This is a genomic window from Inquilinus sp. 2KB_23 (assembly GCF_052115705.1).
In the GTDB taxonomy this organism is placed as follows: Bacteria; Pseudomonadota; Alphaproteobacteria; order DSM-16000; family Inquilinaceae; genus Inquilinus; species Inquilinus ginsengisoli_A.
Window position 1 is genome coordinate 19,073 of the sequence record NZ_JBFRHF010000035.1, and the last position, 22,840, is coordinate 41,912.

General features: G+C 68.8%; 23 protein-coding genes and 1 pseudogene. 9 read left to right on the forward strand and 15 right to left on the reverse strand.

What is annotated here, in order from left to right:
• Window positions 1-13: 13 nt before the first annotated feature.
• The 3 genes from AB4112_RS32270 (at window position 14) to AB4112_RS32280 (ending at window position 2,552) form a co-directional block, all read left to right on the forward strand.
• Entirely contained in the window at window positions 14-577 is a 564-nt protein-coding gene (locus AB4112_RS32270) for a hypothetical protein (protein ID WP_441725908.1), read from the forward strand.
• Window positions 578-981: 404 nt separating this feature from the next.
• Window positions 982-1,752, forward strand: a complete 771-nt coding sequence (locus AB4112_RS32275) for a hypothetical protein (protein ID WP_441725911.1) — start codon at window positions 982-984, stop codon at window positions 1,750-1,752.
• Window positions 1,753-1,853: 101 nt separating this feature from the next.
• Entirely contained in the window at window positions 1,854-2,552 is a 699-nt protein-coding gene (locus tag AB4112_RS32280; protein ID WP_441725914.1) for a DUF4145 domain-containing protein, read from the forward strand.
• A gap of 10 nt (window positions 2,553-2,562) precedes the next feature.
• Here AB4112_RS32280 and AB4112_RS32285 read toward each other — a convergent pair whose 3' ends face one another.
• Both AB4112_RS32285 and AB4112_RS32290 read right to left on the reverse strand, forming a co-directional pair.
• Entirely contained in the window at window positions 2,563-3,900 is a 1,338-nt protein-coding gene (locus AB4112_RS32285; RefSeq protein WP_441726030.1) for a site-specific integrase, read from the reverse strand.
• A 102-nt stretch (window positions 3,901-4,002) separates the two neighbouring features.
• Window positions 4,003-4,179 (reverse strand): annotated as a pseudogene (locus AB4112_RS32290) (DUF6538 domain-containing protein); the annotation flags it as partial.
• A 242-nt stretch (window positions 4,180-4,421) separates the two neighbouring features.
• On the opposite strand from AB4112_RS32290, the gene AB4112_RS32295 reads away from it, so the two are divergent.
• Genes AB4112_RS32295 through AB4112_RS32305 form a run of 3 tightly spaced genes read left to right on the forward strand, consistent with a single transcriptional unit; the run spans window position 4,422 to window position 7,115 of the window.
• The gene (locus tag AB4112_RS32295) at window positions 4,422-5,093 is read left to right on the forward strand and encodes a response regulator (RefSeq protein WP_309799632.1); all 672 of its coding nucleotides are present in this window, start codon (window positions 4,422-4,424) and stop codon (window positions 5,091-5,093) included.
• Complete coding sequence (locus AB4112_RS32300; RefSeq protein ID WP_441725918.1) at window positions 5,090-6,478, forward strand: sensor histidine kinase; 1,389 nt, start codon at window positions 5,090-5,092, stop codon at window positions 6,476-6,478. Before AB4112_RS32295 ends, AB4112_RS32300 begins: the two co-directional genes overlap by 4 nt.
• A gap of 7 nt (window positions 6,479-6,485) precedes the next feature.
• Window positions 6,486-7,115, forward strand: a complete 630-nt coding sequence (locus tag AB4112_RS32305) for a C39 family peptidase (protein ID WP_441725920.1) — start codon at window positions 6,486-6,488, stop codon at window positions 7,113-7,115.
• Window positions 7,116-7,146: 31 nt separating this feature from the next.
• Here AB4112_RS32305 and AB4112_RS32310 read toward each other — a convergent pair whose 3' ends face one another.
• The 4 genes from AB4112_RS32310 to AB4112_RS32325 all read right to left on the reverse strand — a co-directional run bounded on the left by AB4112_RS32310 (window position 7,147) and on the right by AB4112_RS32325 (window position 11,801).
• Window positions 7,147-8,013: an ABC transporter permease gene (locus AB4112_RS32310; protein WP_441725923.1), complete on the reverse strand. Its 867-nt coding sequence runs from the start codon at window positions 8,011-8,013 to the stop codon at window positions 7,147-7,149.
• A gap of 24 nt (window positions 8,014-8,037) precedes the next feature.
• Window positions 8,038-8,892, reverse strand: coding sequence for an ABC transporter ATP-binding protein (locus AB4112_RS32315; protein ID WP_441725926.1), 855 nt, complete (start codon window positions 8,890-8,892; stop codon window positions 8,038-8,040).
• A gap of 182 nt (window positions 8,893-9,074) precedes the next feature.
• Window positions 9,075-10,106 carry an ABC transporter substrate-binding protein gene (locus AB4112_RS32320; protein WP_441725929.1) on the reverse strand — a complete coding sequence of 344 codons (1,032 nt, stop codon included), beginning with the start codon at window positions 10,104-10,106 and terminating at the stop codon, window positions 9,075-9,077.
• Between the two features lie 198 nt (window positions 10,107-10,304).
• Window positions 10,305-11,801: an ankyrin repeat domain-containing protein gene (locus AB4112_RS32325; RefSeq protein ID WP_441725932.1), complete on the reverse strand. Its 1,497-nt coding sequence runs from the start codon at window positions 11,799-11,801 to the stop codon at window positions 10,305-10,307.
• A gap of 228 nt (window positions 11,802-12,029) precedes the next feature.
• Between AB4112_RS32325 and AB4112_RS32330 the strand changes: the two genes are divergently transcribed.
• Window positions 12,030-12,554 carry a GNAT family N-acetyltransferase gene (locus tag AB4112_RS32330; RefSeq protein WP_441725935.1) on the forward strand — a complete coding sequence of 175 codons (525 nt, stop codon included), beginning with the start codon at window positions 12,030-12,032 and terminating at the stop codon, window positions 12,552-12,554.
• 10 nt (window positions 12,555-12,564) lie between these two features.
• On the opposite strand, the gene AB4112_RS32335 is transcribed toward AB4112_RS32330, so the two are convergent.
• From AB4112_RS32335 to AB4112_RS32375, 9 genes are all read right to left on the reverse strand, one after another.
• On the reverse strand, window positions 12,565-13,683 hold the full coding sequence (locus AB4112_RS32335) for an acetoin dehydrogenase dihydrolipoyllysine-residue acetyltransferase subunit (protein ID WP_441725938.1): 1,119 nt from the start codon (window positions 13,681-13,683) through the stop codon (window positions 12,565-12,567).
• Complete coding sequence (locus AB4112_RS32340; RefSeq protein WP_309799650.1) at window positions 13,680-14,711, reverse strand: alpha-ketoacid dehydrogenase subunit beta; 1,032 nt, start codon at window positions 14,709-14,711, stop codon at window positions 13,680-13,682. Before AB4112_RS32340 ends, AB4112_RS32335 begins: the two co-directional genes overlap by 4 nt.
• Window positions 14,712-14,723: 12 nt before the next feature.
• Window positions 14,724-15,692 (reverse strand): thiamine pyrophosphate-dependent dehydrogenase E1 component subunit alpha, encoded by a 969-nt coding sequence (locus tag AB4112_RS32345; RefSeq protein WP_309799652.1) that lies wholly within the window; start codon window positions 15,690-15,692, stop codon window positions 14,724-14,726.
• 143 nt (window positions 15,693-15,835) lie between these two features.
• A complete protein-coding gene (locus AB4112_RS32350) occupies window positions 15,836-16,474 on the reverse strand; it encodes an OmpA family protein (protein WP_309799653.1) in 639 nt (212 codons plus the stop codon).
• A gap of 144 nt (window positions 16,475-16,618) precedes the next feature.
• Entirely contained in the window at window positions 16,619-17,083 is a 465-nt protein-coding gene (locus tag AB4112_RS32355; RefSeq protein ID WP_309799654.1) for a hypothetical protein, read from the reverse strand.
• A gap of 96 nt (window positions 17,084-17,179) precedes the next feature.
• Complete coding sequence (locus tag AB4112_RS32360; RefSeq protein ID WP_309799656.1) at window positions 17,180-18,016, reverse strand: lytic transglycosylase domain-containing protein; 837 nt, start codon at window positions 18,014-18,016, stop codon at window positions 17,180-17,182.
• A 108-nt stretch (window positions 18,017-18,124) separates the two neighbouring features.
• Complete coding sequence (locus tag AB4112_RS32365; RefSeq protein WP_441725944.1) at window positions 18,125-18,442, reverse strand: hypothetical protein; 318 nt, start codon at window positions 18,440-18,442, stop codon at window positions 18,125-18,127.
• A 196-nt stretch (window positions 18,443-18,638) separates the two neighbouring features.
• Window positions 18,639-20,267: a chaperonin GroEL gene (gene groL, locus AB4112_RS32370; protein ID WP_309799660.1), complete on the reverse strand. Its 1,629-nt coding sequence runs from the start codon at window positions 20,265-20,267 to the stop codon at window positions 18,639-18,641.
• 36 nt (window positions 20,268-20,303) lie between these two features.
• Window positions 20,304-20,618, reverse strand: a complete 315-nt coding sequence (locus tag AB4112_RS32375; RefSeq protein ID WP_309799662.1) for a co-chaperone GroES — start codon at window positions 20,616-20,618, stop codon at window positions 20,304-20,306.
• A 299-nt stretch (window positions 20,619-20,917) separates the two neighbouring features.
• Here AB4112_RS32375 and AB4112_RS32380 point away from each other — a divergent pair, with 299 nt between their 5' ends.
• Complete coding sequence (locus tag AB4112_RS32380; RefSeq protein ID WP_309799664.1) at window positions 20,918-21,658, forward strand: FadR/GntR family transcriptional regulator; 741 nt, start codon at window positions 20,918-20,920, stop codon at window positions 21,656-21,658.
• A complete protein-coding gene (locus AB4112_RS32385; protein ID WP_309799666.1) occupies window positions 21,651-22,826 on the forward strand; it encodes an aminotransferase class I/II-fold pyridoxal phosphate-dependent enzyme in 1,176 nt (391 codons plus the stop codon). The genes AB4112_RS32380 and AB4112_RS32385 overlap by 8 nt, the downstream gene beginning before the upstream one ends.
• The last annotated feature ends 14 nt before the right edge of the window (window positions 22,827-22,840 follow it).

The window sequence follows — 22,840 nt, forward strand, 5'->3', positions numbered from 1 at the left end:
GAGGCCACCACCAATGAGCAACGAGATCATCTTGTGCGCCCAGCCCCCCCTGCTCGCCGATGAGCCGGTCCTGGCTCCCGATACCGTCCTCGCCGAGGCTCTGGGCTATGCCCACGCCCGTTCCGTCCGCGTGCTGATCAAGCGCCACCTCGCGATGCTGGAGACCCTGGGACCATTGCATCGCCGTGATGCGATGGTGGCCATCGGCAGCGGCGCCCAGCGCAAGACCACTGTCTTCGATCTGAATGAAGCTCAGTGCGACTATCTCATCCTCGCCGCCCAAACCAAGCGGGCCAACGTCGAGCGGGCCAAGGTCGCGGAGCTGCGCGGCATGTTCCGGCGCGGCGCCCTGGTCGCCAAGGATTCCGAGGCTGTGGCCGAGCTAGCTGCTATTCAGGAGCGGCACGTCGAGCGACTAAGCGACGCCGCCGCGATGAAAGCCGCGTCTCGGATCATGAAGGCCGGTCGCCGCAAGCTGCCCGATTGGGTACGCACCAAGCAGTTCGAGACGATGGAGGCCCGCCGCGCGGCTGCGATGGCTCAAGGTCCCGCCACCGACGACACCGACCTGTTCTGACCACACCCCATCGCTGCCCTCAAGCCGCCCCTCGGCCGGGCGCCTGATGCCGGCTGCATGCCGCCCGACAGGACTTCCCCATGTCTACGCCACCGCGCTCATTGACGAGCCCCCGACGACTACCGCGCGGGCGGCATCGAGATCGCCAATGAGTCCGCTGGGGCCGCCGTTACCGGCGCCCGGAAGGAGGCCGTTGCGATGGCCCGCCAATCGACGCTGGGGACTCACCCAGCGCTATCCCCGGCATCGCCGCCACCTGCGTAGCCGAAACTCCTAGCGAGTCCGTAGCGCGCTCCCTGAGCGATTTGGAGGGCATCGCCAGGGGCGGCGAATTCACCGCGTCCCCACCCCCCCACACCATGGATCGGCACACCGCCGAGCCCCCACAAGAGAGACCATCACCCATGACCGACATCACCACCGCCTCGACCTCGACCCACCGCCGGCGCCGCGTCCCGGATTTTGGCATCGACAACCGAGGCCGCCAGATCGCGACCGTTACGCTGGCCAACGGGGCCGGTAAGGCCGTGCTCGACCGGGCCGACTTCGACAAGCTGGTCACCGCCGGCATCTCCATCAACTGGTCACTGGCCCAGACCGGCACCGCGAGCAACCGCCAGCCCGCCGTTAAGGTCAACGTCGGGGGTCGCATGGTGGCCGTTGCTCGGCTGATCCTGAACGCCCCTGCGCGCAGTCAGGTGCGCTACAGCGGGCGCGACCGGACAGACCTCCGCCGCGACAACATCCGGCTGGCCGATACGATGGCCCGAGGAGAGGGCGAGCGGGAGACTGGCATCGTGAACCGTAGCGGCTGGTCCGCAGCTCGGTACGGCCAGCCGAAGAACGCCGCACGGGCCGCCGAAAGGGCGCACGCCGATGCTCTTGAGGCCGCCGACCGGGCCGAGGCTTCGGTGCGCGTGGCGCGGTGGCGTGAGTGGATTGCCGCCGAGATCGCCGCAGGCACGCCGGCCGAGGAAGCGGACGCCGAGGGTCGGGAACACAGCCGGGCCGAAGCCCACGTCTATCGCCAAACCCATGGACTGGACAGCCAGGGTCGGGCGCCGCGTCCCCTGGCACAGGCTAGGCGTGGGAAGGGCAAGGGCGCCAAAGCGCCGGCACCCGTCCTAGAACCCGTGAAACTGGGCGATGTGGTGGCCATGGCGCTGCCGTTCTAGGGCACCTAAAGCGAGTGGGCGGGAGGGTCTTGTAGCCGCAGCCCGCCCGGTGCTGGTACAACGGTCGGCCGCATTTCGGCTGGGTGTTTGGAGCTACGGATTTGGCCACGCTGGTTGCCAACTGCCCCCGCTGCGGGGCGAATAGTCATACTCTCGATGTCGAGGCAGCGACCTACAAGAAAACCCAATCCGACTGGCAGCATTGGCATGAGTTGTACGCCGTCTGTCGGAATTGCCGCAAGGGGACGATCTACGTCGTCTCGCTCAAGCATCCCGACGACACGAACTATACATCTTCACACAAACTGCTCGAACTTCAAGCCATCAATCAGGTCTTTGAAGTAGAGGGCGTCATCAGCATCAAAGACCGGGTGCGGTTCGCTCCACCGGATCACGTGACACCCGACATTGGGAAGGCCTTCACTGAGGGCGCGACCTGCCTGGCAGTCGAGTGCTGGAACGCTGCTGCCGCGATGTTTCGCGTTTGCCTCGACAATGCGACCCGCGACCTCCTTCCCACGGAAGACCCGCCGGGCATGAACAGGAAGGCTCGCTATGACCTGGGCTGGCGCCTCCCGTGGCTGTTCGACAACGGGATGCTCCCGGCGGACCTGCGAGGCCTTGCGTCATGCGTCCACCAGGACGGGAACGACGGGGCGCATCGTGGAAACCTCACCAAGCAGGATGCGGAGGATCTTCTGGACTTCACCGTGGCGCTGCTTACTCGCCTCTACACGGAGCCGTCTCGGGTCAAGCTCATGGAGGAGAGGCGGGCTGCCCGTCGAACTCCCAAGGCGTAAGCTCAGCCCCCTACGCCGGCCGCCGCTCCAACCTCGGGCGGATCTTCCCAGGCACCGGCTTGCCCTCCTCCAGGGCATCGGCGGGCACTTCCGGGTACGCAATCTTCTCCACAACCTCGTCCCGCAGATGGCGTAGTAGGTGCCCGTCGCTGTAGGTCGAGAGGGTGAACGACTTCTTCTCGTGCCCGACCACCTGGGCTATCTCGCCGTCTGGGATGCGGGCACGGTCCAAGCAGGTGATGACGTTCCGCCGGAATGAGTGGAAGACCAGCCGATCCTCTCCCGTCCTGGGGTCAATTGACGAGGCCTTGGCGGCCCTGCGCAAGACGGTGAAGGCCCGCGACAGGTACCACGAGCGCTTCTTGTCGGGGCCGGCGGGGGCCAACTCGGGGAAGATCGGGCCGGCCTCTGGCAGATGGTCCAGCAAGCCCAGCCGGTTCAACTCCGAATGGACCGGGACCACGCGCACCCCGGCCTCGCTCTTGGCTTCGGTGATGTCGAAGACCCACACCCCATGTTCCTGCCGAACGTCCTCCCGGTCCAGCGAGCATATCTCATTCAGCCGCATGCCCGTGAACAAGGCAATGCGAGTGACCCACCACATGGGCCGCCGGTAGAGATCCTGGCGGCCCTTACTTGAGGCCCTGAGGATGGCCGTGATGTGGTCCGGCGAGAACGCGATGCGCTGCGTCTTCTGCGACTTCACCACCTTGCGAAACTGTTCCTCAAAGGGGTTCGCCCCCGCCACCGCCTCCCGCTTCTTCGCCCAATCCCACAAACCGGTCAGGGACGAGACGTATCGATTGATCGTTTTGTTCGAGAGTCCCTTTGGCCCCTCCCCGTGCAGCTTAAGAAGTTCCGTGAAGGAGTGCTTCTTGGTGTCCGGTGACCGGCCCCAGTGAGGATCGAGGCGGGCCACCTTGTCGAAGAACTGGACGGCATCCCGTGGGCGAACACGGGCAAGCGGCTTGTCCCCCCAGAATGACGAGAACAGGCGAAACACGGCCTCCTCCTGACCCACCGTTTGGCCCTTCAAGGCGGACCTCGGGTCTCGCTGCCGCTCCTGGTGGTAGGCCTTGGCAAGTTCGCTCACCGTGGGCATGAACTGAGCCGGGGGCGCGGCAGGCTCACCCTGTCGCAGTTCCGAAAGGCGCGCGCTCAGGGCACCCAGGCGGGCTTCTTCCTCTACCGTCAGATTGGCGGGGACGCCTTCAAACTTCTCCCGCTGCAAGCGTTCAACCAGCGGTTCGGCCTCCAACTCGAGCCCGGCCTCGCTCGGATCGTCGGCATCATCAGGCCCACCCTCATAACCCTCGGTTTCAGGGAAGGCTTCCCGCGCCCACCGCAACGTCTCCTGGTAGATGGCAGAGGGTGACGCCCCAGGTTGAACCGCTGTGGTCCCTCGGGCGGGCTTCGCGGGCACAGACCGGCCGGCCTCCATGTCCACCCAACGGGCCTGCAAGGAGGACACCCAGGCCCATCGCTCTCGCTGCGCAACGGACAGGTCCCGAGTCTTGAGGGAGATGACCCACTCCGCGCGCCCCTCCGCTTTCCGCAGATGGCTAGGTACTGTCGCCCTCAGGTACCATGACTGACGGCGCTGGAGGAGGAAGCGTAGGTCGGCCATTAGGCCCCCGATCCCGGCTAACGTTACACGCTGACGTTACACATTCCTGTTGCATATGTGGCCGAAATGCAAGATATTCCAATCTGTTGATGAGGTTGGTGATCGGGTCGATGGGGCTCCTAGTCCCCCAGCCAAACACCCGGTCATTGGACCAGAGCCCCGCCCCCAGCGGGGCTTTCGCTTTTCCGGCCCATCCCATTCCAGAGCTTGACGCGCGCCCCGCCCGGTGGCGCTGTGGCGCCATGCGATTGCTCCTGGTCGAAGACAATGCCGAGCTGGCGGAATGGCTCGCCAAGCTGCTGCGGCGCGACAACTACACCATCGACTGCGTCGCCGACGGCGAGGACGCGGACCATGTCCTCAGCGTGCAGGACTACGACCTGGTCATCCTCGACCTGACCCTGCCCAAGCTGGACGGGCTGCAGGTGCTGCGGCGGATGCGCCGCCGCGGCAGCCGCACCCCGGTGATCATCCTGACCGCCAATGCCAGCCTGGACGGCCGCGTCACCGGGCTGGACGAGGGCGCCGACGACTATCTGGCCAAGCCGTTCGAGATCGCCGAGCTGGAGGCGCGGATCCGGGTCCAGCTGCGCCGGGCGCATGACCGGACCAGCCCGGTGATCAGCTGCGGCGACCTCTCGCTCGACACCAATCTGCGGCAGTTCCGCCTGGGCGAACGCGCGCTGCTGCTGACGCCCCGAGAGCATGCGGTGCTGGAGCAGCTGCTGCTGAAATCCGGCCAGACCGTCAGCAAGACCAAGCTGTCGGAGAGCGTATTCGGATTCGACGACGACGCCGACCCGACCGCGATCGAGATCTATGTCCACCGCGTGCGCAAGAAGCTGGAAGGCGGCCGCGTCCGCATCGTGACCCTGCGGGGCCTGGGCTATCTGCTGCGCCACGAGGATCCATGAGGATCAGGAGCCTTCGCCTCGAGCTGCTGCTGTGGCTGATCGTGCCCCTGGCCGGGGTGGTCGCGGTCAATGTCTGGACCACTTATCGCGGCGCGGCGGCGACGGCGGACCTGGTGACCGACCGCATGCTGTTGGCCTCGGCCCGGGCCATCGCCGAGCAGACCCGGGTCGACCGCGGCGTGATCGAGGCGCTGATCCCGCCGGTGGCGCTGGAGATGTTCGCCACCGGCAACCAGGACCGGGTCTACTACCGCGTCCAGACCGCCGAGGGCCGGCTGCTGACCGGCTATCCCGACCTGCCGCTGGCGGCGATGACCGCCGAGGGCGAGGATCCCGCCGCGTTGGAGCAGCCCTATCGCGACGAGGGGCTGCGGCTGATCGCCATCAGCCATCCGGTGGTCGGCGCCGGGGCCGCCAGCCCGGTCGAGGTCGCGGTCGGCGTCACCCTGCACAGCCATGCGGCGCTGGCCCGGCAATTGTGGCTGCGGGCGCTGGGGCAGCAGAGCCTGCTGCTGCTGGTGGCCGGCATCCTGGCCCTGATCGGCCTGGCGCGCGGGCTGACACCGCTGCTGCGGTTGCGCAACGCCGTGCAGCGCCGCCGGCCGGACGAGCTGATGCCCTTCGCGGTCGATTCGGTGCAGACCGAGCTGCGGCCGCTGGTCGGGGCGCTGAACCACCTGATGGAGCGGGTCGAGCGCCAGATGGCGGCGCAGCGCCGCTTCGTCGCCAACGCCGCCCACCAGCTGCGCACGCCGCTGGCGCTGCTGAACACCCAGGCCAGCTATGCCCTGCGCGAGCCGGAGGAGCCGGCCCGGACCGAGGCCCTGACTGCCCTGCAGCGCAGTGCCGGCCAGCTGGCGCATCTGGCCAGCCAGCTGCTGACGCTGTCGCGCGCGGCCCCCGGCAGCCGGCGCCCGCGCCATGACCGGATCGACCTGCACGACCTGGCGCGCCAGGCCCTGGAACCCCTGGCCGGGCTGGCGGTGGAGCGCGGCATCGATCTCGGCCTCGACGGCGATCCCGGCATCGCCGTGCGCGGCGACGAGACCATGCTGCGCGAGGCGGTGGTCAACCTGGTCGAGAACGCGCTGCGCTACGTCCCAGCCGGCGGCGTGGTGACGGTGGCCGTCGCCGCCGAAGGGGCCATGGCGCTGCTGCGGGTCGAGGACAATGGCCCGGGCATCCCGGCGGCCGAGCGCGACCAGGTGTTCGAGCGCTTCTATCGGATCCTCGGCACCGAGGGCGCCGGCAGCGGCCTGGGGCTTGCGATCGTCAAGGAAATCGTGGAGACCGCAGGGGGCGCGGTGCGCCTGCGCGACCCGGCCAGCGGCCACGGCCTGGTCGCGGAGATCCGCCTGCCGGCGGCGGAAGACGGAAGGGATTGATCAGCGGATGGACGATATCTCGCAGCGGGCCCCGGCCAGCCCCGTGCCCTACTTCTCGCAATGGGAATCGCCCGACCGCGCCGAGGACATCCTGGCCGGCCGGCTGCCGCTGGCCGAGGATCCGAACTGGGCGAAGTCCGGCGCCACGGACGCGGCGGACTATGCGCGCTGGGCCGACCACATCTGCGGCATGGCCTGCCTGAAGATGGTGCTGGCCGCACGCACCGGCCGGGCGCCGCCACTGCTGGAGCTGGCCCGCGGCGCCACCGCCCATGGCGGCTACGTCGTCGAGGGCGAGGCGATCAAGGGCCTGATCTACGCCCCCTTCGTCGCCTTCGTGCGGGCGGAGTTCGGCCTGTCCGCCCAGATCGTCACCGGCATCACCGCCCGCGGCATTCCCGGCATCCTGCGCGGGGCGCAGTTCTTCATCGCGTCGGTGCACCCGTCGATCCGGCGGCCCGAAAGCGAAGCGCCCGCCAAGGGCGGGCACCTGGTCCTGGTCCATGGCTTCGAAGACGGCCGGCTGGTGTTCCACAACCCGTCGGGCCACGACCGCGCCGCCCGCGAGGCCGTGGCCCTGCCGGTCGAGACCTTCGACCGCTTCTTCGCCGGCCGGGGCATCGCCATCCTGCCCTGAGGGAGATGGCACTGCCCCGGCGCGCTGCGACTTAGGCGTGCTCGTTGAAGGGCGCCGGGCGCCACTTCACCAGCCGGTTCTCGACGATGGTGATGAGGTACTCCACCCCCAGCGCCAGCACCGCGAGGATGATCATCGCCGCGAACACGCCGTTGGCGTTGAAGGCGCCCTGTGCGGTCGCGATCAGCAGGCCGACGCCGTGCCGCGCGCCCAGGAATTCGCCGACCACGGCGCCGACCAGGGCGAAGCCGAAGCTGACATGCAGGCTGGCCAGGATCCAGCTCATCGCCGAGGGGATCACCACCGAGCGGGTGATCTGTAACGAGGAGGCGCCGAGGATCTGGGCGTTGGCGATCATCGCCCGGTCGGCCTCGCGCACGCCCTGGAAGGCGTTGGCGAAGACGACGAAGAACACCATCACCACCGCCAGCGCCACCTTGGACGGCATGCCGAGGCCGAGCGCGATGATGAAGATCGACCCCAGCACCACGCGCGGCACCGAATTGGCGATCTTGATGTAGATGCTGAACACGTCGGCCAGCAGCTTGTTGCGGCCGAGCAGGATGCCGCAGGCGACGCCGCCGGCCACGCCGATGGCGAAGCCCATGGTCGTCTCCTCCAGCGTCACCAGGATCTCGTACCACAAGGGTCCCTGGGAGGTGCCTTCGGTGATCCAGGTCCAGATCTGATCGGCGATGCCGGACGGCATGGCGAAGAAGAACGGGTCGACCCAGCCGGCCCGGGTGGAAATCTCCCACCCGCCCAGGGCGACGACCAGGATGGCGATGCGCAGCGTGATCACCAGCAGGCGGCGGCGGCGCATCCGGGCCTGGATGCCGGCTTCGATCTCGGCGGCGGTCGGCACGGCCGCACCGCCATGGGTCGCGGTGATGGTCATGGTCATGTCTCCTCCCCCTCCGCCCTAGTGGGCCTGGCCCATGGCGCGCTGCTGGCCGATCTGCACTTCCTCGCGCAGGTCGTCCCAGATCACGCGGGCGATCTCGATGAACTCCGGCTCGTAGCGGATCTCGCTCATCACCCGCGGCCGCGGCAGGGCGATGTCGTAGACCGCCTTGACCGTGGCCGGGCCCGCAGTCAGCACATAGACCTTGTCGGCCAGGGCCACCGCCTCCTCCAGGTCGTGGGTGACGAAGATCACCGAGGCGCCGGAGCCGGACCACAGCGCCAGCAGCTCGTCCTGCATCAGCGTGCGGGTCTGGATGTCGAGCGCGCTGAACGGCTCGTCCATCAGCAGGATCTTGGGTTCGTTGATGAAGGTCTGGGCCAGGGCCACGCGCTTGCGCATGCCGCCCGACAGCTGGTGCGGATAGTGGCCCTCGAACTTGGACAGACCGACCCGGGCGATCCAGTCGCGGGCCCGTTCATAGGCGGCCTTCTTCTTCTCGCCGCGGAACAGCGGCCCGGCGGCGACGTTGTCCAGCACGCTGCGCCATGGGAACAGCGCGTCGGCCTGGAACACGAAGCCGATGCCGGGGTCGATGCCGGTGATCGGCGCGCCCATCAGCCGGACCTCGCCGGCGCTGGGCCGGGCCAGGCCGGTGACCAGGTTCAGCGTGGTCGACTTGCCGCAGCCGGTCGGGCCGACGACGCAGGCGAATTCCCCCCGCCCGACAGTCATGTTGAAGTCGCGCAGCGCGGTCAGCATGCGGCCGTCGGGGGTGACGAAGCGGCGGCTGACATTGACCAGCTCGATCGCCGGGATCGCGTTCAGGACCGGGACTGGGCCTGAGGATGCAGAAGAGACGGAGAGAGACATGGCGGGTCCTCCGCGCGCATTCCCTCCCGTCATTCCCGCGAAAGCGGGAATCTCTTCGGCGGTTGGACCGTCTGGAGATCCCCGCTTTCGCGGGGATGACGAGGAAGAGGAACGGGCGACGATGAGAGGTCGTCGGGGCGGCCGGGCGGATCGCCGAAGCGATCACGCCCGGCCGGAACGGATCACTGGGCGGAGCCGAGGGTCTTGGCCGCCGCGTCGACGAATTCCGTCGTGTAAGTCTTGGACAGGTCGATCTCCTTGCCCTGGACGTTCTTGCTGAAGGCCTGCAGCACCTTCAGCACCGTCTGCGGGCCGCCATCCGGCATGCGGCCGTCCGGCGTGAACATCGCCTTGCCCTCGGCCAGGCCGCGGACATAGGAGTCCTTGTCGCCGACATAGTAGTCCTTCGGGATCAGGGCCGCGATCTCCTCGGCGCTGTGGCTGGAGATGTAGCGCAGCGTCTTGACGAAGGCGTTGGCCAGCTTCTGGGCCTCTTCCTTGTGGCCCTCGGCCCAGCTGGACTGGACGTAGAACGACGCGGCCGGGTATGGGCCGCCCAGCGCCGCCGCGGTCTTTTCCGGCGTCCGCATGTCGACCAGGATCTTGGCGTCACCGGTCTTCAGCAGCTGCCCGATGGTCGGCTCGGTGGTCATGCCGGCGGCGATCTGCTCCTGCTTCACCGCGGCGATGAAGGTGTTGCCGGCGCCGACCGGCAGCAGCGTGTAGTCGCCCGCCTTCAGCCCGCCGCGCACGGCGAGGTACTGGGTCAGGAAGTCGGTGGAGGAGCCGAGGCCGGTGACGCCGAGGGTCTGGCCCTTGAAGTCGGCCGGGGACTTGATCTGGTCCGCCAGCTTGGACGAGACCATCTCGACCTCGCCCGGGGCCTGGCTGAACTGGACGATGGTCTGGATGTACTTGCCCTTGGCCTGCAGGTCGACGGTGTGGTCGTAGAACCCGACCACACCCTGCACGGCGCCGGCGATCAGCTCGTTCTCGGCCTCGACACCGGCGCGGCTGTTCAGCAGCTCGACGTCCAGCCCTTCGTCCTTGAAGTATCCCAGCTGCTGGGTCAGCACGGCCGGCAGGTAGATCTGCTTCTCCATGCCGCCGACGATGATGGTGATCTTGTCCTCGGCCAAGGCCGCACCGGACGATGCCAGCACGGCGCCGAAGGCGAGCGCGCAGGCGAGGCTTCTCGAATGATGGCGCACCATCGTGTCTCCTCCCGATCTCTCTTGCGGCCCTGGACCACCCGGGGCCGGCGCTGCCCCGGGGTGGCAGCCGAAGCCGGCCCCGAGGCGCGATGGCGACACGATGACGGCGCGAAGCTTTCAGTCAGCTTTCATACGATCGGGATATCGGATCGGCAACGATCCACCCGATCCGGCAGGCGGATCGTTGCCGAAGCCCGGTCAGGCAGGGGTCTCGCCCTTCAGCAGCGCCGCGATCTCAGGATGCCCGAAATGCTCGGCCCAGCCGAGCGGCGTGCTGTCATAGGTGCGGTCGCGCACCGCCGGGTCGGCGCCGCGCGCCAGCAGCAGCCGGGCGCCGCGCAGGTCGTCGGCCCAGCCGGCCGCCATGTGAAGCGGGGTGACGTCGGCGGTGTCGCCCCAGGCGACGCGGCGGTCGATATCGGCCCCCTGCCCGACCAGCCACTCCACCGTCTCCGCCCGATGGCTCAGCAGCGCCCAGTGCAGCGCGGCCCCATTGTGGGGTGCCGCATCGATGTCGGCGCCGCGGGCCAGCAGCGCCGCCATAGCCTCGATCCGGCCGCTGCAGGCGGCCCAGGTCAGCGCCTCGTCCAGGATCTCCTGCGGCGCGTCGGTCATGTGCCATTCCGGGAAGCCGCTGTGCGGCCGGTAGAAGCCGCGATGGTGCCCGGCCTCCGGCCGCAGCGCCCCTGTCCCGTCGAAGAACAGACCGATCAGGTCGAGGCGGCCGAGCCCGGCGGCGATGCGCAGGTTCAGCGGCGCGACCACCTCCGCCGCCAGCCGTTCGGCCATCACCGTGTGGCCCCAGAACAGCGCCACCGCCAGCGGCGTGCCGCCATCGCCATAGGCCTCGGCCTCGACCGATCCGCCGGCGGCGATCAGCCGGTCGACCAGGGCCAGCCGCGCCTCGCGGTCGCCACGGCCGCCGCCATAGGCGATGTCGTGCAGCGGGCCCCAGCCCTTGTCGTTGGCGAGATTGGGATCGGCGTCGGCATCGAGCAGGTCCCCGGCCTGATCCAGCCGGTTCATCGAGATGGCGAGCATCAGCAGCCGGTTGCCGTTGGTGCCGCGGGTGTTGACCAGATCGGGATGCGCCGCCAGCACTGCGGCCAGCGCCGCACGGTCGTCGCTGCGGATCGCCTCGAAGGCCGTGCGGAACGGTTCCTCCGCCCGCCCCGCCTTCATCGCCTCGATCCGGTTGGCGAAGCCGGCCCAGTCGGCAAAGCCATGGGCGCGGGCGACGATCAGCTCGGCATCGGCCTCGCTCAACTCCGCGGCCCGGATCTCCGCCTCCGACACTGCGGCGAAGCGGGGATGGAAGCGCTGCACCAGCCGCAGCGATCCGGCCTCGCCGGTGCGGTGGTTGCTGCGGATGCCGGCGGCGCGGTCGCGGTAGTATTGCAGCTCGGTCTCGAACGGCCGGGCGATCTCCGGCGGGCTTCCGGCCAGATGAGCCCGCAGCTTCGGCCAGCTGGCGAAGCCGTATTCGCGGGCGATCACCCATTGTGCATCGCTGAGCTTCGCGGCGGCGGTGATCTCGGCATCGCCGCGATGGGCCAGCCGGGGATGGCTGTAGCGGATGCGGGCCAGCGCCTCGGCGCTGCCGGCGCGCAGGGCCTTCAGCAGGTCCTTGGCGCGCTTCTTCTGTTGCTCCGGATCGGGCGAGGCGGGCAGGTCCTGGGCATAGGGATGGGGCATGACGCTCCTCCTTTCACACGCCCGGCATCCGCATCATCGGGCAGAAAGAAGGATCGACGCAGCTCTGCGTTCGTCTCTCACAAGGGGGCGCTGCCCTTCCCGCGGACCGGATGCGTCTTGCACGCGGGCCGAAGGCTATCCCGCCTGATAGCCCGTCGCAACTGGATGTTGCCCTGCGGCCGCGTCCCCGCCATGGTGCGCGGCCACCACGACAAACCGGTTCCATCAGTGCCTCTCATCCGCCCTTCAGTCCCTGCCGACCTGCCGGCGATCCAGGCGATCTACGCCCATCATGTGCTGACCGGCCTCGCCTCCTTCGAGGAGATCCCGCCGGACGTGGCGGAGCTGGCGCGGCGGCGGCTCGACGTCATCGGCCGCGGCCTGCCGCATCTGGTGGCGGAGGTCGACGGGATGGTGGCCGGCTTCGCCTATGCCGGGCCCTATCGCAGCCGGCCGGCCTATGGCTACAGCGTCGAGAACTCGATCTATATCGCCGCCGACATGACCGGGCACGGCATCGGCCGGGCCCTGCTGCAGCGGCTGATCGACCTGTGCGCCGAGGCCGGCGCGCGGCAGATGGTGGCGGTGATCGGCGACAGCGCGAACATCGCCTCGATCGGGCTGCACGAGGCGATGGGCTTCGCCCGCACCGGCCTGCTGCCCTCGATCGGCTTCAAGTTCGGCCGCTGGGTCGACAGCGTGCTGATGCAGCGGCCCCTCGGCGAGGGCGACAAGACCCTGCCGGAGAGCTGAGCCGCCGCGCTCAATGCGCGGCGACGAAGTCCCCGATCAGCCGGTTGACCTCGGCCGCAGCCTCCATATGCACCATGTGGCCCTTGCCATCGAAGCGGTGCACCGCGATCGCCGCCGGCAACCCGTCGGCATGGGCGGCCGGCAGGATGGCGTCCGCGGTGCCCCACACCACCTGGACCGGCACCTTGAGGGTCCCGAGCCGGTCGCGCAGCGACACCGCCTGGCGGCCATCGGGGAAGACCTGTCCGGCGATCGCCTTCAGGGCCGCGTCGACGCCGTCGAGCCGCTTATATTTCAGCACGTCCTCGACCAGGTCGCGGGTCACCAGCTCCGGGTCGGCGAACAGCGCCTCGAGATGCGGCTTCAGGTCCTTGCGCTTCTGCGCCGTGATGAAGCCGTCGATGTAGCCGCCATTGATCTCCGCCCCCAGCCCGGCCGGGGCGATCAGCGTCGCCGATGCCACCCGCTCGGGCGCGTCGAGCGCCAGGGACAGCGCTACCGCGCCGCCCAGGGAATGGCCGACCAGATGGGCCCTGGCGATGCCGGCGGCGTCCATATAGGCCAGCACCGCGCCGGACAGCGCCGCCAGATCCCCAGCACCAACATCCTTGCTCGATCCGCCATGGCCGGGCAGGTCGATGGAATTGACCGATCGACCGGTCAATGCTGGCTGGGTGAACAGCCAGTTGTTGAGGTCGCCGCCGAAGCCGTGGATCAGCACCACCGGCGTGCCGTCGCCCTCGCCCGTCACCAGCGCCCGGATCGCCCGGCCGCCGGCCTGGACGACCTTCGGCTCCGGCGGTGGGGCGGCACTTTCGGCCGCCGCCGCGGCCTCGGCCTGGAACGCTGCGATGAAGCTGTCGAGTTCCGCCTCCGCCACCTCGCCTTCGACCACGACGCCGAGCAGGGCGCCGACCGGCAGGGTCTGCCCCTCCTCCGCCACCCGCCGGCGCAGGGTGCCGGCGACCTGGGATTCCAGGGCGTTGGTGATCTTGCTGGTCTCGATGTCGACGATCTCGGTGCCCGGCTCGATCCGCGCGCCTTCCGCCGCGGTCCAGGCGGCGAGCAGGCCCTCGGTCATCGCCAAGCCCCATTTCGGCATGGTGATGGGATGAATCGTCCCGCTCATTCCGCGGCCTCCCGCCGGCCCGGCGCGCCCATCACCGTGCGCACCGCCGCCGCCACCTTGTCGGCATTCGGCACGTAGAGGTCTTCCAGCGCGGCGGCGAACGGCACCGGCGTGTGCGGCGGCGACACCATCTTGATCGGCGCCTTCAGGCTGGCGAAAGCGTGGTCGGCCACCTGGGCGGAGATGTCGGTCGCCATGTTGCAGCGCGGGCTGGCCTCGTCCACCACCACCAGCCGCCCGGTCTCCTCGACGCTCTCCAGGATGGTGTCGAGGTCGAGCGGCGAGGTGGTGCGCGGGTCGATGATGGTGCAGTCGATGCCTTCCTTGGCCAGTGCGTCAGCCGCGGCCTTGGCCATCTGGACCATGCGGCCGATGGCGACAATGGTGACGTCCTCGCCCTCGCGCACCAGGTTGGCCTCGCCGAAGGGGATGGTGTAGGGCTCGTCCGGCACCTCCTCCTCCATGTCGTACAGCACCTTGTGCTCGAAGAAGATCACCGGGTCGTCGTCGCGGATCGCCTGGATCAGCAGGCCCTTGGCCTCATAGGGCGAGGACGGGATGACGCATTTCAGCCCGGGGATGTGGGTGAACAGCGGGTACAGGCACTGGCTGTGCTGGGCCGCGGCGCGGAAGCCGGCGCCGTACATGGTGCGGATGGTCAGCGGCGTCACCGCCTTGCCGCCGAACATGTAGCGGAACTTGGCGGCCTGGTTGAAGATCTGGTCGAAGCAGACGCCCATGAAGTCGACGAACATCAGCTCGGCCACGGGCCTGAGGCCACTGGCCGCCGCGCCGGCCGCGGCGCCGATGAAGGCGCTTTCGGTGATCGGGGTGTCGAGCACCCGGGTCGGGCCGAACTCCTTGTGCAGCCCCTTGGTGACGCCGAGCGGCCCGCCCCAGGCGTCCTGCTCGCCCGGCGCGCCGGAGCCGCCGGAGACGTCCTCGCCCATCAGGATCACGCGCGGGTCGCGCCGCATCTCCTGGGCCAGCGCCTCGTTGATCGCCTGGCGGAAGCTTTTCTTGGACATGGCCTGCCTCCCTCAATACGAGACGTAGACGTCGGTCAGCAGATCGGCCGGGCCGGGCACCGAAGCGGCCTTGGCGTCGACCACGGCGCGCTCGATCTGCTGCTTGATTTCCGCATCGATGGCGTCGAGCTGCGCGCCCTCCAGCAGACCGGCCTCCGTCACCCGGTTGCGGAACATGTCCAGGCTGTCGCGCTGGGCCCGGATGGCATCGACCTCGCCGGGCGCGCGATAGGTCTGGGCATCGCCTTCGAAGTGGCCGTAGTAGCGGTTCAGCTTGACCTCGATCAGGGTCGGGCCGCCGCCGGAGCGGGCGCGGTCGACCGCCTCTCGCGCGGCCTCCCACACCGCGAAGAAGTCGTGGCCGTCGACCTGGATGCCGGGCATGCCGAAGGCGTGGGCGCGGTCGACGATGTCCTGGCAGCTGACCGAGAACTTGCTCGACGTCGCCTCGGCATAGCCGTTGTTCTCGAACACGAAGATCGCCGGCAGCTTCCACACCGTGGCCAGGTTCAGCGCCTCGCAGGTGGTGCCCTGGTTCGAGCCGCCGTCGCCGGTGAAGGACACGGCGATGCCGCCGGTGCCCAGCGTCTTGGCCGCCAGCGCGGCACCGCAGATCAGCGGCGGGCCGCCGCCGACGATGCCATTGGCGCCCATCATGCCCTTCGACAGGTCGGCGATGTGCATCGACCCGCCCTTGCCGCCGCACAGCCCGTCCTTGCGGCCGTAGATCTCCTTCATCATCGCCGCCGGATCGCAGTCCTTGGCGATGCAATGGCCGTGGCCGCGATGGGTGCTGGCGATCGAATCCCGGTCGGTCAGGTGCAGGCAGACGCCGACGGCGCTGGCCTCCTCACCGGCATAGAGGTGGACGAAACCCGGAATGTCGCCGGTGGCGAATTCGAGATGGACCCGGTCCTCGAATTCGCGGATCAGGCGCATCTGTCGATAGGCACGCAAAAGGTCGTCGCGACTCAACTGCATGGCCGTTCCTCCCGTTGCGGATTCTGTATCCGTCAACCCGTTGCGGATCTTGTTGTCCGGCAAGAAGCCTAGCCTGTGCCCGTCCGGGTTGGGAACCCGTCGCGTTGCGGCCTACGCCTTTGGTCGAATGAATGCCCCTCCGGTCACTGCCCGTTGGGCCGGATCGTCAGCTCGACCCGGCGGTTGGCCTGGCGGCCGGACGCCGTGGCGTTGCTGGCCTTCGGCATGCTTTCGCCGCCGCCGCCGATGTTGATCCGGGGCGCGTAGACGCCGCGAGAGGACAGGTAGTCGGCCACCGACCGCGCCCGGGCCTCGGACAGCCGCTGATTGTACTCGGCCGAGCCGGTGTTGTCGGTGTAGCCGACCACGTTGACATAGGTCTGGGTGTATTGGTTCAGCGACGCCGCGACATTGTCCAGCGGGCCATAGAAGCCCGGCCGGATGGTGGCGGAATCGGTGGCGAAGGTGACATCGCCCGGGATCTCCAGCACCAGGTTGTCGCCGCGCCGGTTCACGCCGATGCCGCTGCCGGCCAGGTTGCGCCGCAGATCGGCCTGCTGCCGGTCCATGTAGTTGCCGATCGCGCCGCCGGCGAGCGCGCCGATGCCGGCGCCGATCAGGGCCCCCTCGCCGCGGTTGCCGCCGCTAACCAGGGCACCGATGCCGGCCCCGGCCAAGCCGCCGACGGCCGCCCCGCCGACGGTGTTCTGGTAGTTGGGGTTCTGGCAGGAAGCCACGGCCCCCGCCAGGCCGAAAACGAGCAGCGAACGACGGATGCGCATGATGCCCTCTCTCAGGAAGTCCGGTGCGACGGTCGCCGGCCTCGGGGGATACTCGGCCCCAAAGATGGTCGGAATGAGGATTGGTCCGCTGCCGCCGTCTTCAAGGGGCCGCGCGCGGCGTCGCAGCAGGTCGCCATCCCCGATCTATTCCCCGTCGGCAAACAGGCTGTCGCAATATCCGCCCTGAAGGCCGTATCGGACGATCGTGTTGGTCCGATCGGTCGTGAAGTAGAGAAGGCAGGACTCGCCGTCCTGCTCGTAATATCCGGTCGGGGCGGATTGATCCTGGTACAGCGGGGTCTCGGCCATCCCGCCGCCGGCCGGGATCACGCCGACCAGGGCCTGGCCCGTCGATGCGGTTCCGGTCTGAACGAACCGCTGGTGCTGGGTGCTGCCGTAGCGGCTCCAATTGTGGACATACAGCGGCTCGGCCTCGGTACCGATGTTGGGATGGGTGGCCGAGCCGCCCTCATGATCCTCCGGGCCGAATTCGGCAGTGGCCACATCGATCTTCTGCCCGACCAGCGCACTCGCCCGGGCGTCGATGTCGCTGCCGCCTCCGGCGGCGATGCATCCGCTCAGCGCCAGCAGGCTTCCGATGATCGGCAAGAAAGCGAGTTTCGTTTTCATTCGAATGACGGCGCCCCGAGTGGAAGTCGATGTCTCGTTTAAGAAGCGATGATGGTGGAACCGAGGCGGCCGCGGTCAGTTCCGCAGCACGATGCAGGCGCCGCCGACCCGGCGCAGGCGGCTGCAGAACTGGTTGCCCTCCGCCCGGCTCTGCGCCGGGACGCTGACCCGGTAGAAGCGGCGCGTGCCCATGCTGAGCATGCGGGTGCCGACGATCATCGGCTGGATGTCGGCCATCAGCTGCGGGTAGCGCTTGCGGACCCGGCCATAGGCGGCCAGCGCCCGGCCCTTGGAGAAGTTGCCGGCGATCTGGACATGCCAGGGCGCGGTCGGCGACAGCAGCTCGCTGTCGTCACCCTCGGTCTTCAGCGACGCCAGCAGCTCGAGGCAGGGCTTGGGGCTGCCGTCGAAGCTGGGGACGCTGCCGTCCGGCTTCGGCACCCATTCGTCGGCCGACCGCTTGGTGACGAACTGGACGTAGTCCTCGGTCTCCAGCGGCAGGTAGCCGTGGCCGCCGATCCAGCTCGCGACCCGATTCGGCCCGGCGTTGTAGCCGGCGGCGGCGAGGCCGAGATTGCCGAACTGGTCGCGCAACTCGGCCAGGAAGGCGGCCGAGGCCGGCAATGCCGTCTCGGGGTCGAAGGGGTCGGCCAGGTCGCGCATCTTCGCGGTGCCGGGCATGAACTGGGCCACGCCCCGCGCGCCCTTCGGGCTGACCGCATGCGGCCGGAACCGGCTTTCCTTCCAGATCAGCCGGGTGAAGAACTCCAGCGGCAGGTTCTGCGCCGTCGCGGAGTCCTCGATCAGCCGGCACACCGCCTGCTCGACCGTCTCGTCCTTGCCCGGCGCCGCGGCCGCCATGCCGCAGCACAGCAGCGTCCAGGCGATCGCGATCGGGGCCCATCCACGCATCCGCATCCAGATCCTCGCCGACCGCGCCGGCGGCCATGGTAGTGCGATTTCCCTCCGTTGCGAACCGACCACAACGGGTGATGGGCGGCAGGCGCGACGCCGGCGCGATCACCGCGGCAGATCGGGCGTCGCACCGGATGTCGCCCTTGCAGCCGGCAGACGCCGGAAATGGATCTTGTCCGACGGTCGCAGGTCCCGGCCGCTTCGCCGGGCAGGCGGTACGGCGGCCGTCCGCGGCCGCGCCGCCGCGGCTCTGATGCGCTCCGGCGGGTAGGCCTCGCGCAGCACGTCCGAAACAAAGGTGTTGGCGAAATCTGCCGAGGCCTCCGGATGGGCACGCCGGACGACCTCCAGCGCCGCCTCGCAGGCGCTCCACTCATCATGTCCTGCCTTGCGGCTGGAGCGGTACGCCGCCAGCACGCGCATTCCGAGGGATGATGTCATGAACGATGTCGAACCGATCATTCCCGTTCTCCTCCTCGTTCGTTCACGAGCGTCCGGCGGGTGCGACCTGGACGGCAACAGTCTGCGTCCCGCCGTTGCGCTCGATGGTGAGATTCAGTTGCCGCCGCGGACGACGAGAGGCGGGCGGCCTCTCGTCTCCCCGCGGCCGGACGTTGCCTCAGTAGTCCATGCCCGCGCCGTGGGCCGGCGCCTCGGCGGCCGGCTTCTTCGGCAGTTCGGCCACCATCGCCTCGGTGGTGACCAGGAGGCCGGCGACGGAGGCCGCGTCCTGCAGCGCCGCGCGGACGACCTTGGCAGGGTCGATGATGCCCTTGGCGTACATGTCGCCATACTCGCCGGTCTGGGCGTCGAAGCCGAAAGCGTAGTCCGGCGTCTCCAGCACCTTGCCGACGATCAGCGAGCCGTCCTCGCCGGCATTCACCGCGATCTGCCGCGCCGGCGCCTGCAGCGCACGGCGGACGATGTCGATGCCGGTCCGCTGGTCGTCATTCTCCGGCTTGAGCTCGTTGAGGGCCTTCAGCGCGCGCAGCAGCGCCACGCCCCCGCCGGGCAGGATACCCTCCTCCACCGCCGCCTTGGTCGCGTGCATCGCGTCGTCGACGCGATCCTTGCGCTCCTTCACCTCGACCTCGGTGGCGCCGCCGACGCGGATCACCGCGACGCCGCCCGCCAGCTTGGCCAGACGCTCCAGCAGCTTCTCGCGGTCGTAGTCCGAGGTGGTCTCCTCGATCTGCGCCCGGATCTGCCGGATGCGGGCCTCGATCTCGGCCTTCGAACCGGCGCCGTCGACGACGGTGGTGGCCTCCTTCTCGATCACCACCTTCTTGGCGCGGCCGAGCATGTCGAGCGTGACGGTCTCGAGCTTGATGCCGAGATCCTCGGAGATGGCGGTGCCGCCGGTCAGCACCGCGATGTCCTCGAGCATCGCCTTGCGCCGGTCGCCGAAGCCCGGCGCCTTGACCGCCGCGACCTTCAGGCCGCCGCGCAGCCGGTTGACCACGAGGGTGGCCAGGGCCTCGCCCTCGACGTCCTCGGCGATGACCAGGAGCGGCCGGCCCGACTGCACCACCGCCTCGAGCAGCGGCACCAGCGCCTGCAGCGAGGACAGCTTCTTCTCATGGATCAGGACGTACGGATCCTCGAGCTCGACCCGCATCTTCTCGGCATTGGTGACGAAATAGGGCGAGATGTAGCCGCGGTCGAACTGCATGCCCTCGACCACCTCGAGCTCGGTGTCGAGGCTCTTGGCCTCCTCCACCGTGATCACGCCCTCGTTGCCGACCTTCTCCATCGCCTCGGCCAGGAACCTGCCGATCTCGGCATCGCCATTGGCCGAGATCGTGCCGACCTGCGCGATCTCGTCGTTGCGGGTGATCTTGCGCGCATTGGCCTTGAGGTCGGCGACCACCGCCTCGACGGCGGTGTCGATGCCGCGCTTCAGGTCCATCGGGTTCAGGCCGGCGGCCACCGCCTTGGTCCCTTCCTTGACGATGGACGATGCCAGAATGGTCGCGGTGGTGGTGCCGTCGCCGGCCAGGTCGTTGGTCTTCGACGCGACCTCGCGCACCATCTGCGCGCCCATGTTCTCGAACTTGTCGGCGAGCTCGATCTCCTTGGCGACGGTGACGCCGTCCTTGGTGATCCGCGGCGCGCCGAACGACTTGTCGATCACGACGTTGCGGCCCTTCGGGCCCAGCGTGACCTTGACCGCATCGGCGAGGATGTCGACGCCGCGCAGCATCTTCTCGCGCGCCTCGACGGAGAACTTCACATCCTTCGCAGCCATTTCATCACTCCCTCAAAAACGATCCGACGGCTCCGATCAGGCCGCCGCCTTCTGCGCGGCGGCCCCTTCGAGGATGCCCAGGATGTCGGATTCCTTCATGATCAGCAGATCCTGGCCGTCGATCTTCACCTCGGTCCCCGACCATTTGCCGAACAGCACCCGGTCGCCGGCCTGCACGTCGAGCGGCACCAGCTTGCCGGTCTCGTCCCGCAGCCCCGGGCCGACGGCGACGACCTCGCCCTCCTGCGGCTTCTCCTTGGCGGTGTCGGGAATGATGATGCCGCCCCGGGTCTTCTCCTCGCCGTCGAGGCGGCGGACGGCCACGCGATCGTGCAGCGGACAGAACGTCATTGCGGACTCCTATCTTGCCAATCTCTCGTCATGTGATCGCGAGCGGCAGCCTCGAGAATGCGGGCTCGCCGGTTCGCTCGGGCGACATGGGGAGCGCGAAAATAGCCGTCAAGAGCCCGCCGACAAATTTTCAGCACTCTTGCCGTGAGAGTGCCAATCCGCTGATAAGGCTCCTGAATTCCCGATCGAGACTCCTTTAGCGCGGGCGTGCGGCGCTACGGAGTTCCGGTTGACGCGAGGCGGCTCCTCCCGTAGATGTGGTCGGGATGTCAGACCAATTCTGAAGGTCGACCCTACCGATGTCCCTGCGTCCCCGATCCTCATCGCTGCTGCCGGTCCGCACGCCGACGCGTGACGAGGCCGTGCTGGTGGCGGTGACGGAGCATGTCGAGCGGACGGGCATCAAGCCGGGCGACCGGCTGCCGCCGGAGCGCGAGCTGGCGGAGCAGCTGCAGGTCAGCCGCTCGACCATCCGCGAGGCGCTGAAGCGCTGGGAAGGCCTCGGCATCGTTGAGATGCGCAAGGGCAGCGGCACCTATCTGCGCGTCGCGGTCTCGACCGCCAGCATCCACATGCCGCTGACCATCGACCGCGCCTCCGACGTCGACACCCTGCTGCACACGCTGGAGGTGCGCCGGGCGCTGGAGGGCGAGGCCGCGGCGATCTGCGCCCGCCGCGCGACCCCCGTGCAGGTCGCCGAGATCGGCCGCCGGCTCGACATCATGGAAGCGCACCACCTGAAATACGGCGACGCGCCGGAGCAGGACTGGGAGTTCCACCAGTCGATCTTCCGTGCCACCGAGAACCCGATCTTCGAGCAGATCCTGGCCAGCATGCGGGACGCCTTCCACCGCTTCTGGGAAAACCCGCTCGACATGCCGGATTTCGCCGGCCGCACCTTCCCCTATCACCGCGTGATGTACGACGCGATCGTCCGGCGCGACCCGGACGGGGCGCGCGACGCCGCGCTGACCATCATCGACATGGTCGACGAAGACATCCGCAACGCCGACCGGAACCGCGGGCCAGACCATGACTGACGACTACGCCGCCGACGACTACGCCGCCGCCACCCAGCTGGCGCATGACGATGCCTTCCCGTCCGGCGCGGTGGTGCCGCCGATCTACCAGACCTCGCTGTTCACCTTCGCCAATTATGCGGAGATGGAGGCGGCGTTCTCGGGCCAGATCCAGCGGCCGATCTATTCCCGCGGCAACAACCCGACGGTGCAGGAGTTCGAGCGCAAGATCGCGGCGCTGGAAGGCGCCGAGGCGGCGCGCGGCACCGCCAGCGGCATGGCGGCGATCAGCTCCGCCGTGCTCAGCATCGCCGGCGCCGGCGACCGCATCCTGTGCACCCGCCACGTCTATGGCGACGCCTACCGCTTCTTCGAGAAGCTGCTGCCGCGGGTCGGCGTCACCGTCGACTATGTCGACGCCGGCGACCTCGCGGCGGTCGAGGCGGCGCTGCCGGGGGCGAAGCTGCTGTATCTCGAGAACCCGACCTCGATGGTGTTCGACCTGCAGGAGATCGGCCGGCTGGCGGCGCTGGCCAAGGCGCATGGCGCGGCCACCATCATCGACAATTCCTGGGCGACGCCGCTGTTCCAGCAGCCGCTGAAGCACGGGGTCGACCTGGTCGTCCACTCGGCCTCGAAATACCTCAGCGGCCACAGCGACACGGTGGCGGGGGTGATCGCCGGCTCGGCCGAGCGCATCGCCCGGGTCAACGACCTGACCTACCCGTATCTCGGCGGCAAGCTGTCGCCGTTCGAGGCCTGGCTGCTGATCCGCGGCATGCGCACCCTGCCGCTGCGGATGCGGCAGCACCAGGAGAGCGGGCTGGCGATCGCCCGGCGCCTGGCCGATCATTCGCTGGTCACCCGGGTGCTGCATCCGGTGTTCTCCAACCACCCGGGCGGCGCCACGCTGACCGGCCACAGCGGCCTGTTCTCCTTCGAGGTCGACGCGCGGGTCGACGTGCCGCGCTTCGTCGACGGGCTGCGGCTGTTCAAGCTCGGCGTCAGCTGGGGCGGGCATGAAAGCCTGGTGATCCCGGCCCAGGCGTCGCTGCGCCAGGCCCAGGGGCCGAACGCGATGTCGGCCTTCGGGGTGACGCCGCGCATCGTCCGCATCGCGGTCGGGCTCGAAGACACCGAGGATCTGTGGGGCGACCTCGATCGCGCCCTCGGAGCCTCGGCCGGCTGATCCACGTTTTCCAT

Excerpts from the sequence above, each read along its gene's own strand:
- AB4112_RS32305 (WP_441725920.1), top strand. The coding sequence starts at position 6,486 with ATGGACGATATCTCGCAGCGGGCCCCGGCCAGCCCCGTGCCCTACTTC.
- AB4112_RS32320 (WP_441725929.1), bottom strand. The coding sequence starts at position 10,106 with ATGGTGCGCCATCATTCGAGAAGCCTCGCCTGCGCGCTCGCCTTCGGC.
- AB4112_RS32270 (WP_441725908.1), top strand. The coding sequence starts at position 14 with ATGAGCAACGAGATCATCTTGTGCGCCCAGCCCCCCCTGCTCGCCGAT.
- AB4112_RS32375 (WP_309799662.1), bottom strand. The coding sequence starts at position 20,618 with ATGACGTTCTGTCCGCTGCACGATCGCGTGGCCGTCCGCCGCCTCGAC.
- AB4112_RS32345 (WP_309799652.1), bottom strand. The coding sequence starts at position 15,692 with ATGCAGTTGAGTCGCGACGACCTTTTGCGTGCCTATCGACAGATGCGC.
- AB4112_RS32350 (WP_309799653.1), bottom strand. The coding sequence starts at position 16,474 with ATGCGCATCCGTCGTTCGCTGCTCGTTTTCGGCCTGGCGGGGGCCGTG.
- AB4112_RS32335 (WP_441725938.1), bottom strand. The coding sequence starts at position 13,683 with ATGAGCGGGACGATTCATCCCATCACCATGCCGAAATGGGGCTTGGCG.
- AB4112_RS32310 (WP_441725923.1), bottom strand. The coding sequence starts at position 8,013 with ATGACCATCACCGCGACCCATGGCGGTGCGGCCGTGCCGACCGCCGCC.
- AB4112_RS32340 (WP_309799650.1), bottom strand. The coding sequence starts at position 14,711 with ATGTCCAAGAAAAGCTTCCGCCAGGCGATCAACGAGGCGCTGGCCCAG.
- AB4112_RS32360 (WP_309799656.1), bottom strand. The coding sequence starts at position 18,016 with ATGCGTGGATGGGCCCCGATCGCGATCGCCTGGACGCTGCTGTGCTGC.
- AB4112_RS32385 (WP_309799666.1), top strand. The coding sequence starts at position 21,651 with ATGACTGACGACTACGCCGCCGACGACTACGCCGCCGCCACCCAGCTG.
- AB4112_RS32275 (WP_441725911.1), top strand. The coding sequence starts at position 982 with ATGACCGACATCACCACCGCCTCGACCTCGACCCACCGCCGGCGCCGC.
- groL (WP_309799660.1), bottom strand. The coding sequence starts at position 20,267 with ATGGCTGCGAAGGATGTGAAGTTCTCCGTCGAGGCGCGCGAGAAGATG.
- AB4112_RS32295 (WP_309799632.1), top strand. The coding sequence starts at position 4,422 with ATGCGATTGCTCCTGGTCGAAGACAATGCCGAGCTGGCGGAATGGCTC.
- AB4112_RS32325 (WP_441725932.1), bottom strand. The coding sequence starts at position 11,801 with ATGCCCCATCCCTATGCCCAGGACCTGCCCGCCTCGCCCGATCCGGAG.
- AB4112_RS32300 (WP_441725918.1), top strand. The coding sequence starts at position 5,090 with ATGAGGATCAGGAGCCTTCGCCTCGAGCTGCTGCTGTGGCTGATCGTG.
- AB4112_RS32380 (WP_309799664.1), top strand. The coding sequence starts at position 20,918 with ATGTCCCTGCGTCCCCGATCCTCATCGCTGCTGCCGGTCCGCACGCCG.
- AB4112_RS32315 (WP_441725926.1), bottom strand. The coding sequence starts at position 8,892 with ATGTCTCTCTCCGTCTCTTCTGCATCCTCAGGCCCAGTCCCGGTCCTG.
- AB4112_RS32365 (WP_441725944.1), bottom strand. The coding sequence starts at position 18,442 with ATGCGCGTGCTGGCGGCGTACCGCTCCAGCCGCAAGGCAGGACATGAT.